Genomic DNA, 14,623 nt, shown 5'->3' on the forward strand with positions numbered 1-14,623 from the left:
CACATCACTCATAATGATGGGGTCACAGGTTCAAATCCCGTCGTAGCCACCATAATTGGGGTGTCGCCAAGCGGTAAGGCTCTGGTTTCTGATACCAGCATACCCAGGTTCGAATCCTGGCACCCCAGCCATATTTAGAAAAGCCCGCTTCGGCGGGCTTTTTGCTGTCCGGCGTTCAGCCAATCCTAACGGGCCCAGCCGCAGCTGAGCCCTGTCGGTTACAATCCCAACGCGTACTTCAACGCATGCTCTTTCAGCTTGCCCGCCCGCTGCGCGGCCATCAGCGCCAGATTACGCGCCACGTTCAGCGGCGCCAGGTTATTGCTGAAAGCCGTATAGAATAGATCCATGCCGCTCTGCATCAGCAAATTGTCGGTACGGCGGCGGCGCTGATAACGCAGCAGTACCGCCTCGCTGCTCCAGTCCTCTCCCTGCTCCCGCGCATCGCTCAATACGTTCAGCAAGGCATCCACGTCACGATACCCCAGATTGACGCCCTGCCCCGCCAGCGGATTGATGGTATGCGCCGCATCCCCCAGCAGTGCCAACCCCGGCAGCACGTAACGCTGCGCATGACGCCGCGTCAGCGGGAACGAACCGGCGGCGTGCACCTTGACCGGGCCCAGTCGCGCCGGGAAAGCGGCGGCGATCTCACGCTCCAGCTGTGCCGGCGGCATCGCCTGCAGCTGGCGAATGCGCTGCGGGCTGTCATACCACACCAGCGACGCCCAACTGTCGTACAGCGGCAGGAAGGCACGCGGCCCGGACGGGAAGAAACGCTGCCAGGTCACATCCTGCTGCGGCGCGCCGGTATCGACGGTGATCAACATGCACGCCTGACGATACTGCCAGCCGTTGGTGCCGATCGCCGCCAGCTTGCGCACCTGCGAGTTGGCGCCGTCGGCGCCGACAACCAGGCGCGCCTGCAGCGTCTCGCCGCCGTCCAGCGTCAGCTGCCAGGCATTGTCCGCCCGCTGCAGCGATTGCAGCCTGGCGGGGCACAGCAGCGTCAGGTTGGCGCACTGCGCGAACTGCTGCCACAGCGCCAGCTGCAGAATGCGGTTTTCCACCATAAAGCCCAGCTCGGGCAACCCCAGGGACACCGCGTCGAACGCCACGCGCGACGACGCCCATTCCCAGGTCTCCAGCCGGCGATACGGCGCCGTGCGCATCGCCTTCACGGCCTGCCAGGCGCCGAGCTGTTTCAGCAGCCCCACCGAAGTGCAGCCGATAGCGGAAATGCGCAGATCCGGCGGGCTTTGCGCCTCGAACGTCTGCGGCGCCTGATGTTCCAGCAACGCCACCGACCAGCCCGCCTGTGCCAGCCCCAGGGCCGCCGCCGCGCCGACCATGCCGCCGCCCACCACCACCGCGTCATACCGATTTTGAGATGTCTTCATATTGGCTATGTTTTCTGTATGAATGGTCGCCATCCCACCCGGCATGGCGTTTTGCGCAGTGTACCGGATTTTCGCTTCGGCTTCAGGTCGCGTGCCATTTTCCCCCGCGCTGGTCACAACGGCGGCAAATGATTACAATACGCGCCCTGCATGTCGCGTAACGCAACTTTCGCTCCGCACTGAGTAATGGCAAGTCAATGACGAAAAAACTACATATCAAAACCTGGGGCTGCCAGATGAACGAGTATGATTCATCGAAAATGGCCGACCTGTTGAACAGCACGCACGGCTTCGAGTGGACCGAAAATGCCGAAGAGGCGGACGTGCTGCTGCTGAACACCTGCTCAATCCGTGAAAAAGCGCAGGAGAAAGTTTTCGCCATGCTGGGGCGCTGGCGCTTGCTGAAAGAAAAGAATCCGTCGGTGATCATCGGCGTCGGCGGTTGCGTGGCCTCGCAAGAAGGCGAACTGATCCGCAGCCGCGCGCCCTGCGTCGACGTGGTATTCGGCCCGCAGACCCTGCACCGCCTGCCGGAAATGATCAATCACGTTCAGGGCACCCGCAGCCCGGTGGTCGACATCAGCTTCCCGGAGATCGAAAAATTCGACCGTCTGCCGGAACCGCGCGCCGAAGGCCCGACCGCATTCGTGTCGATCATGGAAGGCTGCAACAAATACTGCACCTTCTGCGTGGTGCCTTACACCCGCGGCGAAGAAGTGAGTCGCCCGAGCGACGACGTGCTGTTCGAAATCGCCCAACTGGCGGCGCAGGGCGTGCGCGAGGTCAACCTGCTCGGCCAAAACGTCAACGCTTACCGCGGCGCCACGCATGACGGCGAGATCTGTTCGTTCGCCGAACTGCTGCGCCTGGTCGCGGCCATCGACGGCATCGATCGCATTCGCTTCACCACCAGCCACCCTATCGAGTTCACCGATGACATCATCGCGGTGTACGAAGACACGCCGGAGCTGGTCAGCTTCCTGCATCTGCCGGTGCAGAGCGGTTCGGATCGCATCCTGACCATGATGAAACGTGCGCACACCGCGCTGGAGTACAAGGCGATTATCCGCAAGCTGCGCAAGGCGCGGCCGGCCATTCAGCTCAGCTCCGATTTCATCGTCGGTTTCCCGGGCGAAAGCCAGGCCGACTTCGAACAGACCATGAACCTGATCGCCGACGTCAATTTCGACGTCAGCTTCAGCTTCATCTATTCGTCGCGCCCGGGCACCCCGGCGGCGGACATGGTCGACGACGTCAGCGAAGAAGAGAAAAAACAGCGGCTGTATATTCTGCAGGATCGCATCAACCAGCAGGCGCTGCAGTTCAGCCGCCGCATGCTCGGCACCGTCCAGCGCATTCTGGTGGAGGGCACCTCGCGCAAAAGCGTGATGGAACTGGCCGGGCGCACGGAGTGCAACCGTGTGGTAAACTTCGAGGGCACGCCCGACATGATCGGCCAGTTCGTCGACGTGGAAATTACCGAGGTGCTGACCAACACCCTGCGTGGCGCAGTAGTGCGCACCGAACAGCAGATGGATCTGCGCGTACATGAATCCCCGCAGTCGGTGATCGCCCGTACCCGCAAAGAAAACGCGCTGGGCGTCGGCATTTACCAGCCCTGACGCCGCGGCGGCCGCCTTATCGCCGCCCATTCGCGCTACTCCTTACCGTTTCTCCGCCGGGCGCACGCGCCCGGTGATTTTCTTTTTTATTTTTTTATTGTTGAAGAGGCGACATAACATGCAACTCCCACACTGCCCGAAGTGCAACTCAGAATACACCTACCAGGACAATGCCCTGTTCATCTGCCCTGAGTGCGCCCACGAGTGGAGCGACAGCACCCCGGCGGAAGATCAGGACGCGCTGATCGTCAAAGACGCCAACGGCAACCTGCTGGCGGACGGCGATGCGGTCACCGTGATCAAAGACCTGAAGGTCAAAGGCAGCTCCTCGATGCTGAAGATCGGCACCAAGGTGAAAAACATTCGCCTGGTCGAAGGCGATCACAACATCGACTGCAAAATCGACGGCTTCGGCCCGATGAAGCTGAAATCCGAGTTCGTGAAAAAGAACTGATTCACGGCGGCCTTGTTCAGTGATGACGCGGCGGGCTTTGCGCCCCGCCGCGTTTTTTCCTTATCTTCCCTTGAATTCCGCCGATGGCGCACAGATAGATCAGCGGTAAACTTGCGCCGTTGCGGCGCACCATGAATAATTCAAGAAAGAGAGTATTCAGGCTCGTCCTGAACACGCGCGTCCCGAACGCGCTATGTGACATCAACCAGGCCCGATGTGACCTAGAGGAATAGTTTGAACGTCGCAACACAAGAAATTTTGTTAGAGCCCGCAGACAATAAGCGTTTGCTCAGCCTGTGCGGCCCGTTTGATGACAACATCAAGCAACTCGAGCGCCGATTGGGCATTGAAATCAATCGCCGCGACAACCGTTTCAAGCTGGTCGGCAAAAACCTGTGCGTGGTTGCCGCCGCCGATATCCTGCGCCATCTGTACGTGGATACCGCGCCGATTCGCGGCGTGATCCCGGATATCGATCCGGAGCAAATCCACCTGGCTATCAAAGAGAGCCGGGTGTTGGAACAGGTGGCCGACAGCGTGCCGGATTACGGCAAGGCGGTCACCATTAAAACCAAGCGCGGCATGGTGAAACCGCGTACGCCTAACCAGGCGCAGTACATCGCCAACATTCTCGATCACGACATCACCTTCGGTATCGGCCCGGCGGGCACCGGCAAAACCTACCTGGCGGTTGCCGCCGCGGTGGATGCGCTGGAGCGCCAGGAAATTCGCCGCATTTTGCTGACCCGCCCTGCGGTCGAAGCCGGCGAAAAACTGGGCTTCCTGCCCGGCGATCTGAGCCAGAAGGTCGATCCTTACCTGCGCCCGCTGTACGACGCCCTGTTCGAGATGCTGGGCTTCGAGCGCGTGGAGAAGCTCATCGAGCGCAACGTGATCGAAGTCGCGCCGCTGGCCTATATGCGCGGCCGTACGCTGAACGACGCCTTTATCATTCTGGATGAGAGCCAGAACACCACCATCGAACAGATGAAGATGTTCCTGACGCGCATCGGCTTTAACTCGAAGGCGGTCATCACCGGCGACGTCACCCAGATCGACCTGCCGCGCAACCAGAAATCCGGCCTGCGCCACGCGGTGGAAGTGCTGTCGGACGTGGAAGAACTGAGCTTCAACTTCTTCCACAGCGAGGACGTGGTGCGCCACCCGGTGGTGGCCCGCGTAGTCATCGCCTATGAGGCCTGGGAAGCGGCCGAACAGAAACGCAAAGACGCGATTGCCGAACAACGTAAGCGCGAGGCGCTCGCCGCCTCCGAGCAGGAGACACCATGAGCCAGGTGATTTTGGATCTGCAGATTGCCTGTGAAAGCGGCGACGGCCTGCCGGATGAGGCCACCTTCCAGCGCTGGCTGGAAGGCGTGCTGCCGCAATTTCAGGAAGAGGCCGAGGTGACCGTGCGTCTGGTGGACGAAGCGGAAAGCCACGAGCTGAACCTGACCTACCGCGGCAAAGACAAGCCGACCAACGTGCTCTCTTTCCCGTTCGAGGCCCCGCCGGGCATCGAGCTGCCGCTGCTTGGCGACCTGATCATCTGCCGCCAGGTGGTTGAACAGGAAGCGATTGAGCAAGGCAAGGCGCTGGAGGCCCACTGGGCGCATATGGTTGTCCATGGCAGTCTTCATCTGCTAGGGTATGACCACATCGAAGACGATGAAGCCGAAGAAATGGAGTCTTTGGAAACCGAAATCATGCACGGACTGGGTTATCCTGATCCGTACCTGGCGGAAAAAGACCCCGTCTGACGTCAGCCGTTTACCCTACAGCCCCCTGCGGGGCTGTCGCTGACGCCCCTTAACTCTGACATGAGTGACAGTAACGAAAACGCCATGAGCGACGACCATTCACAAAGCAATGACAGCCCCAGTCCCAAGAAGGGGTTCTTTACTCTTATCCTTAACCAGCTGTTCCACGGCGAGCCCAAAAACCGTGGCGATCTGGTCGAGCTGATCCGTGATTCCGAACAAAACGACCTGATCGATCCCGATACCCGCGACATGCTGGAAGGCGTGATGGATATCGCCGAGCAGCGCGTGCGCGACATCATGATCCCCCGCTCCCAGATGGTGACGCTCAAGCGCAACCAGACGCTGGAAGAGTGCCTGGACGTGATTATCGACTCCGCCCACTCGCGCTTCCCGGTGATCAGCGAAGACAAAGATCACATCGAAGGCATCCTGATGGCCAAGGATCTGCTGCCGTTCATGCGCGCAGACTCCGAGCCGTTCAGCATCGACAAGGTGCTGCGCACCGCGGTGGTGGTGCCGGAAAGCAAGCGCGTCGACCGGATGCTGAAAGAGTTCCGCTCCCAGCGCTATCACATGGCGATTGTCATTGACGAATTCGGCGGCGTGTCCGGCCTGGTCACCATCGAAGACATTCTGGAACTGATCGTCGGCGAGATCGAAGACGAATACGACGACGAAGACGATCTGGATATCCGCCAGCTCAGCCGTCACATGTACACCGTGCGCGCGCTGGCCCCGATCGAAGACTTCAACGACGCCTTCGGCACCCATTTCAGCGATGACGAGGTCGATACCATCGGCGGTCTGGTGATGCAGGCCTTCGGTCACCTGCCGGCGCGCGGGGAAACCATTGAAATCGAAGGTTACCTATTTAAAGTTGCCATGGCCGACAGTCGACGTATTATCCAGGTTCATGTAAAAATTCCGGACGATTCTCCACCACCGAAACTGGAAGATTAAATCCAACATGGCTAAAGCCTCATTACTTGAACGCCAGCGGGTTCGCGCCCTGCTGGCGCTGTTGTCAGGTGCCGGCGGGACGCTGGCGTTCTCGCCCTACGACTTCTGGCCCGCGGCCATCGTCTCCCTGTTCGGCCTGCTGGCCGTTACCCTCAATCGCACCACCAAACAGTCTGCCCTGCTCGGCTTTGTCTGGGGCTTCGGGCTGTTCGGCAGCGGCATCAACTGGGTGTATGTCAGCATCGCCGATTTCGGCGGCATGCCTTTCGCCGTCAACGTCTTCCTGGTGGTGTTGCTCGCCGCTTACCTGTCGCTGTATACCGGGCTGTTCGCCGGGCTGCTGACGCGCCTGTGGCCGACCACCCGCTGGTGGCGGCTGGCCATCGCCGCGCCGGCGCTGTGGCAGGTGACCGAATTCCTGCGCGGCTGGGTGCTGACCGGCTTCCCGTGGCTGCAGTTCGGCTACAGCCAGATCAACGGCCCGCTGAAGGGCATCGCGCCGCTGCTGGGCGTCGACGCCATCACCTTTGTGCTGATGGCCATCGCCGGCCTGCTGGTGTACGCCGTCAATCAGCGCCGCCTGTCGGCTGCGGTCATCGCCGCCGCGCTGCTGCTGTTGCCGTGGCCGCTGCGCCAGCTGCAGTGGTTTACTCCGCAGCCGGAGAAAGCGGTGAACGTCGCCATGGTGCAAGGCAACATCGCGCAGTCGATGAAATGGGATCCGAAAGCGCTGGTCAGCACGCTGCAAACCTATCTGGACGAAACCCGTCCGTACGTGGGCAAGGCGCCGATCGTCATCTGGCCGGAGTCCGCCATCCCGGATTATGAAGCCAACCAGAACGGCTTCCTGACCATGATGGACGACCTGATGCGGGCGAAGAACAGCAGCCTGATCACCGGCATCGTCGACGTGCGCGCCACGCCACAGGGCCAGCGGATCTACAACAGCGCCATCGTGCTCGGCGAACCGACGCCGTACAGCTACCCGGCCAAGGATCGCTACAACAAGCACCACCTGGTGCCGTTCGGCGAGTTCGTGCCGCTGGAAACGCTGCTGCGGCCGCTGGCGCCGTTCTTCGATCTGCCGATGTCCTCCTTCAGCCGCGGCGACTACGTGCAGCCGCAGCTCAGCGTGCGCGGGTACAACCTGACGGCGGCCATCTGCTACGAAATCGTGCTGGGCCAGCAGGTGCGCGATAACTTCCGCCCGGACACCAATTTCCTGCTGACCATCTCCAACGATGCCTGGTTCGGCCACTCCATCGGCCCGTGGCAGCACTTCCAGATGGCGCGCATGCGGGCGCTGGAGCTCGGCCGGCCGCTGCTGCGCAGCACCAACAACGGCGTTACCGCCGCGGTGGATGCGAACGGCGAGGTGATCGCCGAGATCCCGCAGTTTACCCGTCAGGTGCTCGAAGTGAAGGTCACGCCGACCACCGGCGTCACGCCTTACGCGCGCTTCGGCGCCACGCCGCTGTGGGTGATAACCCTGCTGCTGGGCGGCTGGGCGCTGATGTTGGGCCTGCGCCGCAAATAGTCCTTCTCGCCGGGGCGCGCCCGCCGCGCCCCGCGTTCTCGTCACTGTCCCCTCCTTGGTCAGAAAACGCCGTTAAATCAACGCGGCTGGCACACTCCTTGCTTTAACTCTGGTGACATCGCGCGCCGATTTACTTTTGCTGACGTTTTGTCGCACCTGTGCACATTTTGGGTGCATTGAGCGCACCACGCGGGGGCGTCAGGGTTTCGTTGCATTGATTTGGTGCGCGCGGCGTCTCAAAAAATGAAACATTTTAGTTTCAAGATATTCACAATCGGTTATTTTTTAACGGCTATCCGTTCTAAGACTATCTTTATAACTTGAACAATAAATAGCCGATTTAACCTGACGCTCTTTAGTCAGAGCCACCACAACAGCAAAGGAGTTGGACCATGCAAATGCGTAAATTGGCGTTATCGTTACTGCTGCTCGGTATGGCAGGTAGCGTGGCGCATGCGGAAGACCTGTCCGGTACGCTGAAGAAAATCAAAGACAACGGCGTGATCGTTGTCGGCCACCGCGAATCGTCAGTGCCCTTTTCCTACTACGACAACCAACAAAAAGTTGTGGGCTACTCTCAGGACTACTCCAACCAAATCGTTGAAGCCGTTAAGAAAAAACTGAATGCACCGAATCTGCAGGTGAAAATGCTGCCGATTACCTCGCAGAACCGCATCCCGCTGCTGCAAAACGGCACCTATGACTTCGAGTGCGGCTCCACTACCAATAACCTCGAGCGCCAAAAACAGGCCGCCTTCTCCGACACCATTTTCGTGGTCGGCACCCGTCTGCTGGTGAAAAAAGGCTCCGACATCAAAGACTTTAAAGACCTGGCCGGCAAACCGGTGGTGGTCACCTCCGGCACCACCTCCGAAGTGCTGCTGAACAAGCTGAACGACAGCGACAAAATGAACATGCGCATCATCAGCGCCAAAGACCACGGTGACTCCTTCCGCACCCTGGAAAGCGGCCGCGCAGTGGCCTTCATGATGGACGACGCCCTGCTGGCGGGCGAGCGCGCCAAGGCCAAGAAGCCGGATCAGTGGGAAATCATCGGCACGCCGCAGTCGAAAGAGGCCTACGGCTGCATGCTGCGCAAAGACGATCCTGAGTTCAAAAAGCTGGTCGATGACACCATCGCCCAGGCGCAAACCTCCGGTGAAGCGGCCAAGTGGTTTGACAAATGGTTCAAGCAGCCTATTCCACCGAAAAACCTCAACATGAACTTCGAACTGTCGGACGACATGAAGCAGCTGTTCAAAGAGCCTAACGACAAAGCGTTGAACTAAATAGAACAAGAGCCGGGGCGGCCACAGGCCAAACCGGCCCAGTTGATGACTGGGACAGACAGGAATGAGGGGGGCCGTTCCCCTCCCTCATTTTCCCCAACGCGCGCCACCGACATCCGTACACAACAAGCCAGCCAGACTGGCCGCGCGGCGATCGGCGCTCATCAAGTCATCAATCTTCGGCGCCCTGCGCCCGTTTACCGGAGTTTGTTATGTCAATAGATTGGAACTGGGGTATCTTCCTGCAGCAGGCCCCGTTTGGGAACACCACTTACCTCGGCTGGATCTGGTCCGGCTTTCAGGTCACCGTGGCCCTCTCCGTCTGTGCATGGATTATCGCTTTCTTCGTCGGTTCGCTGTTCGGTATCTTGCGTACCGTGCCCAACCGCTTTCTTTCCACCCTCGGCACCTGTTACGTCGAACTGTTCCGCAACGTGCCGCTGATCGTGCAATTCTTTACCTGGTATCTGGTGATCCCCGAGCTGCTGCCGGCCAATATCGGCACCTGGTTCAAAAGCGAGCTGGATCCCAACGTGCAGTTCTTCGTCTCCTCCATGCTCTGCCTGGGGCTGTTTACCGCCGCCCGCGTTTGTGAGCAGGTGCGCGCCGCCATCCAGTCCCTGCCGCGCGGCCAGAAAGCCGCCGGGCTGGCGATGGGCCTGACGCTGCCGCAAACCTACCGCTACGTGCTGCTGCCGAACGCCTACCGGGTGATCGTGCCGCCGATGACCTCGGAAATGCTCAACCTGGTCAAAAACTCCGCCATCGCCTCCACCATCGGGCTGGTGGACATGGCCGCGCAGGCCGGCAAGCTGTTGGATTACTCCGCACACGCCTATGAATCCTTTACCGCCATCACGCTGGCTTATATCGGCATCAACGCCGTTATCATGCTGTTTATGCGTCTGGTCGAAAAGAAAGTGCAGTTGCCTGGCAACCTGGGGAGTAAATAATGTACGAATTTGACTGGGCGTCGATCGTCCCAAGCTTCCCTTATTTGCTGCAGGGCATGGTGATCACGCTGAAGATCACCGTGACCGCCATCGTGGTCGGCATTCTGTGGGGTACCGTGCTGGCGGTGATGCGCTTGTCGCCGTTCAAACCGATCAGCTGGTTCGCCACCCTGTATGTCAACCTGTTCCGCTCGGTGCCGCTGGTGATGGTGCTGCTGTGGTTCTATCTGGTGGTTCCAAGCTTATTACAACAGGTTCTAGGGTTATCGCCGAAAACCGATATTCGCCTGATCTCGGCTATGGTAGCCTTTTCCCTGTTTGAAGCGGCCTATTACTCGGAAATCATCCGCGCCGGCATTATCAGCATCTCGCGCGGCCAATCTTCCGCCGCGCTGGCGCTGGGCATGACCCATTGGCAATCCATGCGGCTGGTGATCCTGCCGCAGGCGTTTCGCGCCATGGTGCCGCTGCTGCTGACCCAGGGCATCGTACTGTTCCAGGATACCTCGCTGGTTTACGTACTGAGCCTGGCCGACTTCTTCCGCACCGCGTCGACCATCGGCGAACGCGACGGCACCCAGGTTGAAATGATCCTGTTCGCCGGCTTTGTCTATTTTGTTATCAGCCTCGCCGCCTCGGCGCTGGTAAGCTATTTGAAGAAAAGGACTGTTTGATGATATCCCTGAAAAATGTTTCTAAGTGGTACGGTCACTTTCAGGTGTTGACCGATTGCACCACCGAAGTGAAAAAAGGCGAAGTGGTCGTCGTCTGCGGTCCTTCAGGTTCCGGCAAGTCCACCCTGATCAAAACCGTCAACGGCCTCGAACCGATCCAGCAGGGCGACATCCTGGTGAACGGCACGCCGGTCAACGACAAGAAAACCAACCTGGCGCAGCTGCGTGCCAAGGTCGGCATGGTGTTCCAACACTTCGAGCTGTTCCCGCACCTGTCTATCATCGACAACCTGACGCTGGCGCAGGTGAAAGTGCTCAAGCGCGATAAGACCGCCTCGCGCGAGAAGGGCCTGAAGCTGTTGGAGCGCGTCGGCCTCTCCGCCCATGCCAACAAGTTCCCCGGTCAGCTGTCCGGTGGCCAGCAGCAGCGCGTCGCCATCGCCCGCGCGCTGTGCATGGATCCTATCGCCATGCTGTTCGATGAACCGACTTCGGCGCTCGATCCGGAAATGATCAACGAAGTGCTGGACGTCATGGTCGAACTGGCGAACGAAGGTATGACCATGATGGTGGTGACCCACGAAATGGGCTTCGCCCGTAAGGTGGCGAATCGGGTGATCTTTATGGACGAAGGCAAAATCGTCGAAGACCGCAACAAAGACGATTTCTTCAACAACCCCGAGTCCGAGCGCGCCAAGGACTTCCTGGCCAAGATCCTGCACTGATCGCGCAGTCCCCTAAACCCAAGCGCCCCAAGGGGCGCTTGTTTTTCGGCGCCCATGCGCCTGAATGCCTCTCATTGCCGCCTCCACAAAGTTAGGATTTATCTTAAACTCCCCGTCGCGATGACCGTAAACAACGCGCGACCCTGCAGGCTGTCCTACCTTTGATGATTAACTCACCCACCAGAGAGGCTGGCATGATTCAACTGGTACAAGCGGAGTACAACATCAAATCCGGTTATCCGATTGTTCGACGCACGTTGGAAGACAAGAAGAAACTGATTGAAAAACCGGGTTTCGGGCCTGAGTCCTGTTGCGCCACCATCGAATACCAGCTGCGCGGCAGCACTCGCTATGCCTTTGGCAATAGCCAGATGAAAATGGAGATGCCGCCGGATATCTACACCCATAACTGGGTCAAGCTACATGCCGAAATGGCCGCGCTGGTTGCGGCGATAAGGCGCATCGAACGCTTTGACGCCGATAAGGAGCAGGTGCCGATCACCAACGTGTATATCGAGCTGCGCCCCTGCGAGGCCAACTGCATGCAGGCACTGCAAAATATCTTGCCCGACGGCACTACCGTCTATTACTCCTTCTTGCACCCAACCGAGGTGGAAGAATGGAAACGCAGCGCTCATGAACTCTGCGGTGTCTGAACGCCTTATCCCGTCGCGCAAACGCCCGGCACTAAAAGCGCTTGTTTCTCCCCGGTTTTGATCCGATGCTCGCTGGATAACAAACAGAGGAGAAAGAACATGCCCCGCCCTATTATCATCGATTGCGATCCCGGCCTCGACGACGCCATCGCGCTGGCTATGGCGCTGCGTTCGCCGGAGCTGGACGTCAAAGCCATCACCACCTCCGCCGGCAACCAGACGCCGGAGAAAACCCTGCATAACGCGCTGGGTCTGTTGACCCTGATGCAGCGCGAGGACATACCGGTCGCCGCCGGCGCCGGCGGCCCGCTAATGCGCGAACTGGTGATCGCCGACTATGTCCACGGCAAAACCGGCATGGGCAACACCCACCTGCCGACGCCGACAATCAAACCCGATCCCCGCGGCGCCGTTGAGCTGATCGCCGACCTGCTGCGCGCCAGCCCGCAGCCGATAACTCTGGTGGTGACCGGTCCAATGACCAACATCGCCCTGCTGTTGGCCCAGCATGCCGAGCTGAAAAGCCGCATCGAGCGCATCGTATTCATGGGCGGCGGCATGAACGCCGGTAATACCACGCCGGTCGCGGAGTTCAACATCTTCGTCGATCCCGAAGCCGCCGAAATGGTGCTGAAATCCGGCGTGCCGCTGACCATGGCCGGGTTGAACGTCACCCATCAGGCGCTGGTGTTACCGCAGGATATCGAGCGCATTCGCCAGATAGACAATCCGGTCGCGCAGGCGGTCGCGGAGATGCTCGATTTTTACCTGCCGCTGTACCTCAGCCATCCGCGCGGCCTGCCCGGCGCGGCGATGCACGATCCCTGCACCATCGCCTGGCTGCTGGCGCCGCAGCTGTTTACCGGCGTAGAGCGCTGGGTGGGGGTGGAAACCAAAGGGGAATACACCGTCGGCATGACGGTGGTGGACTATTTCCAGCAAACCGGCAACGCGGCCAACGTGGAAGTGCTGACCGGCATCAACCGCGAAGGCTTTATCGATCTGCTGGCCGAGCGCGTAGCGCGTTATTGATCCCATCGGGGCGCGCTCGCGCCCTCATTCAACTTTTTTGATTTAACTAAGCGAATTTTTGCGCTATCACTGTTCTTGGCTTGCCTCTACCATGCGTTTACACCGATGACATCGTTACCGATTAGACTTCGCCTGGAGATAAGCCAATGAGCCGCGTACTGGTCCTGAAATCAAGCATTCTGGGTGAATATTCCCAGTCTGGAAAATTAGTCGATTTTTTTGTTGAACAATGGCGTGAAAATCACCCTGAAGACACGTTCACCGTGCGCGATTTGGCCAACCCGACCCTGCCGGAGCTGGATGGCGAAGTGATGGCCGGTTTTACCGCCGGCGACAAGCCGCTGACGCCGCACCAGCAAAGTACCCTGGCGCTGTCCGATGAGCTGATTGCCGAACTGAAGTCGCACGACACGCTGATCATCAGCGCCCCAATGTACAACTTCAACATCCCGACACAGCTGAAGATCTACTTCGATCTGATCGCCCGCGCCGGCCAGACGTTCCGCTATACCTCCGCCGGCGCCGAAGGGCTGGTGACGGGCAAGAAAGCGATCGTCATCTCCAGCCGCGGCGGTATCCATGCCGACACGCCGACGGACCTGATCACGCCGTACGTGAAGCTGTTCCTGGGTTTTATCGGCATCACCGACGTTGAGTTCGTGCTGGCGGAAGGCTTCGCCTACGGCCCGGAAGCGGCAGAGAAAGCCGCCCAGGACAGCCGCATCGTGGTCGCGCAGAAAATCCCGGCCGGCATCGCCGTAGCGGCCAACGCACCGGCGCAGGCGCAAGCCGCCCCGGCAGCCGTCAGCGGCGGTTTCCTGAGCAACCTGCTGAAGAAACTGCTCCGTTAAATGCCGGCCTTAGCGTTCCCCGCCGCAGCGGGGAACGTCATCAAGGTTCAAACGGCCGGCGCTGGAACTGGTCGTGACCGCATTTCGGGCAGAGCGGCAACACCTCCGGCGTATAGAACGCCAGGTGGTAGTGGCACTGCTCACACACCAGATTGCCCAGCCCCACCACTTCACCGCTGTGGTAAACGCCGTGGTGGCTGACATCCTTGAACACTTCGCGCCACTCCAGCTGGGTTTTGTCGGTGATATCCGCCAGCTCTTGCCACAGGCTCTCTTTGATCACCCGCATAAACACGCTGTCGGTAAACTCATCCCGGCTTTCCTGATAGCTGCGGGCGAACTCTTCCAGATCGCGCCGCGCCGCCTGCGTCACCTGCCGCACCTCGTCGCGGGTCAGATCTTCGGCCTCGTTCAACCGCCGCTCCGCGCTGGCCACCAGTTCGTCGATATCGCGTTCACCGTTTTTCAGGCGTTCGGTCAGCGATGCCACCAATTCGCGGTAATACTGAGCAACCTTGTTCATAGACTCTCCTCGATAAACGCTGCGCCGGACTTGGCTGTAGGGAACCCCCTAAGCTACTTGTTCTTATTTTAGCCGTAAATGACTGATGTCACTTGGCAAGACGCGGGATCCGCAGCTTGTGAGCCGCGTCATGGCGGCGTTTTTTTTAAATGCGCCGAGTCAGGCGCTTGGAGTTGTTGCCGGG

Annotated in this window: 16 protein-coding genes and 1 tRNA gene; 14 read left to right on the forward strand and 3 right to left on the reverse strand. The window is 59.6% G+C overall.

Going from position 1 to position 14,623, the window contains the following annotated elements; genetic code table 11:
- The first annotated feature begins 56 nt into the window (after positions 1 to 56).
- A tRNA-Gln gene (locus HMPREF3138_RS23170) sits at positions 57 to 131 on the forward strand.
- Between the two features lie 87 nt (positions 132 to 218).
- Here the strand turns inward: HMPREF3138_RS23170 and ubiF are convergent.
- Complete coding sequence (gene ubiF, locus HMPREF3138_RS23175; RefSeq protein ID WP_038877476.1) at positions 219 to 1,400, reverse strand: 3-demethoxyubiquinol 3-hydroxylase; 1,182 nt, start codon at positions 1,398 to 1,400, stop codon at positions 219 to 221.
- Positions 1,401 to 1,597: 197 nt separating this feature from the next.
- Between ubiF and miaB the strand changes: the two genes are divergently transcribed.
- Positions 1,598 to 3,022 carry a tRNA (N6-isopentenyl adenosine(37)-C2)-methylthiotransferase MiaB gene (gene miaB / locus HMPREF3138_RS23180; RefSeq protein WP_038877474.1) on the forward strand — a complete coding sequence of 475 codons (1,425 nt, stop codon included), beginning with the start codon at positions 1,598 to 1,600 and terminating at the stop codon, positions 3,020 to 3,022.
- A 118-nt stretch (positions 3,023 to 3,140) separates the two neighbouring features.
- Positions 3,141 to 3,476: a zinc ribbon domain-containing protein YjdM gene (locus HMPREF3138_RS23185; RefSeq protein WP_038877472.1), complete on the forward strand. Its 336-nt coding sequence runs from the start codon at positions 3,141 to 3,143 to the stop codon at positions 3,474 to 3,476.
- 16 nt (positions 3,477 to 3,492) lie between these two features.
- On the opposite strand, the gene HMPREF3138_RS26550 is transcribed toward HMPREF3138_RS23185, so the two are convergent.
- Positions 3,493 to 3,678 carry a hypothetical protein gene (locus HMPREF3138_RS26550; RefSeq protein WP_139145179.1) on the reverse strand — a complete coding sequence of 62 codons (186 nt, stop codon included), beginning with the start codon at positions 3,676 to 3,678 and terminating at the stop codon, positions 3,493 to 3,495.
- Positions 3,679 to 3,710: 32 nt separating this feature from the next.
- Here HMPREF3138_RS26550 and HMPREF3138_RS23190 point away from each other — a divergent pair, with 32 nt between their 5' ends.
- From HMPREF3138_RS23190 to HMPREF3138_RS23240, 11 genes are all read left to right on the forward strand, one after another.
- Complete coding sequence (locus tag HMPREF3138_RS23190) at positions 3,711 to 4,766, forward strand: PhoH family protein (RefSeq protein WP_025301852.1); 1,056 nt, start codon at positions 3,711 to 3,713, stop codon at positions 4,764 to 4,766.
- Positions 4,763 to 5,236 carry an rRNA maturation RNase YbeY gene (ybeY, locus tag HMPREF3138_RS23195; RefSeq protein ID WP_033637441.1) on the forward strand — a complete coding sequence of 158 codons (474 nt, stop codon included), beginning with the start codon at positions 4,763 to 4,765 and terminating at the stop codon, positions 5,234 to 5,236. The genes HMPREF3138_RS23190 and ybeY overlap by 4 nt, the downstream gene beginning before the upstream one ends.
- An 84-nt stretch (positions 5,237 to 5,320) precedes the next feature.
- Positions 5,321 to 6,199: a CNNM family magnesium/cobalt transport protein CorC gene (gene corC, locus HMPREF3138_RS23200; RefSeq protein ID WP_025301851.1), complete on the forward strand. Its 879-nt coding sequence runs from the start codon at positions 5,321 to 5,323 to the stop codon at positions 6,197 to 6,199.
- A gap of 7 nt (positions 6,200 to 6,206) precedes the next feature.
- Positions 6,207 to 7,736, forward strand: a complete 1,530-nt coding sequence (gene lnt / locus HMPREF3138_RS23205) for an apolipoprotein N-acyltransferase (RefSeq protein ID WP_038877468.1) — start codon at positions 6,207 to 6,209, stop codon at positions 7,734 to 7,736.
- Between the two features lie 392 nt (positions 7,737 to 8,128).
- The gene (locus HMPREF3138_RS23210) at positions 8,129 to 9,025 is read left to right on the forward strand and encodes an amino acid ABC transporter substrate-binding protein (RefSeq protein ID WP_038877465.1); all 897 of its coding nucleotides are present in this window, start codon (positions 8,129 to 8,131) and stop codon (positions 9,023 to 9,025) included.
- Between the two features lie 212 nt (positions 9,026 to 9,237).
- A complete protein-coding gene (locus HMPREF3138_RS23215; RefSeq protein WP_038877462.1) occupies positions 9,238 to 9,978 on the forward strand; it encodes an amino acid ABC transporter permease in 741 nt (246 codons plus the stop codon).
- Positions 9,978 to 10,652, forward strand: coding sequence for a glutamate/aspartate ABC transporter permease GltK (gltK, locus tag HMPREF3138_RS23220; RefSeq protein WP_004939982.1), 675 nt, complete (start codon positions 9,978 to 9,980; stop codon positions 10,650 to 10,652). The genes HMPREF3138_RS23215 and gltK overlap by 1 nt, the downstream gene beginning before the upstream one ends.
- Positions 10,652 to 11,377 (forward strand): amino acid ABC transporter ATP-binding protein, encoded by a 726-nt coding sequence (locus tag HMPREF3138_RS23225; RefSeq protein WP_019454076.1) that lies wholly within the window; start codon positions 10,652 to 10,654, stop codon positions 11,375 to 11,377. The genes gltK and HMPREF3138_RS23225 overlap by 1 nt, the downstream gene beginning before the upstream one ends.
- 194 nt (positions 11,378 to 11,571) lie before the next feature.
- Positions 11,572 to 12,033 (forward strand): hypothetical protein, encoded by a 462-nt coding sequence (locus HMPREF3138_RS23230; RefSeq protein WP_038877460.1) that lies wholly within the window; start codon positions 11,572 to 11,574, stop codon positions 12,031 to 12,033.
- Between the two features lie 99 nt (positions 12,034 to 12,132).
- A complete protein-coding gene (rihA, locus tag HMPREF3138_RS23235; protein ID WP_038877458.1) occupies positions 12,133 to 13,065 on the forward strand; it encodes a pyrimidine-specific ribonucleoside hydrolase RihA in 933 nt (310 codons plus the stop codon).
- 146 nt (positions 13,066 to 13,211) lie between these two features.
- On the forward strand, positions 13,212 to 13,916 hold the full coding sequence (locus HMPREF3138_RS23240) for an FMN-dependent NADH-azoreductase (protein WP_038877456.1): 705 nt from the start codon (positions 13,212 to 13,214) through the stop codon (positions 13,914 to 13,916).
- Between the two features lie 40 nt (positions 13,917 to 13,956).
- Here HMPREF3138_RS23240 and HMPREF3138_RS23245 read toward each other — a convergent pair whose 3' ends face one another.
- The gene (locus tag HMPREF3138_RS23245; protein WP_070559356.1) at positions 13,957 to 14,439 is read right to left on the reverse strand and encodes a zinc ribbon-containing protein; all 483 of its coding nucleotides are present in this window, start codon (positions 14,437 to 14,439) and stop codon (positions 13,957 to 13,959) included.
- Positions 14,440 to 14,623 lie beyond the last annotated feature (184 nt).

Origin of the sequence: Serratia sp. HMSC15F11, assembly GCF_001808215.1 — a bacterium.
Lineage (GTDB): Bacteria > Pseudomonadota > Gammaproteobacteria > Enterobacterales > Enterobacteriaceae > Serratia > Serratia nevei.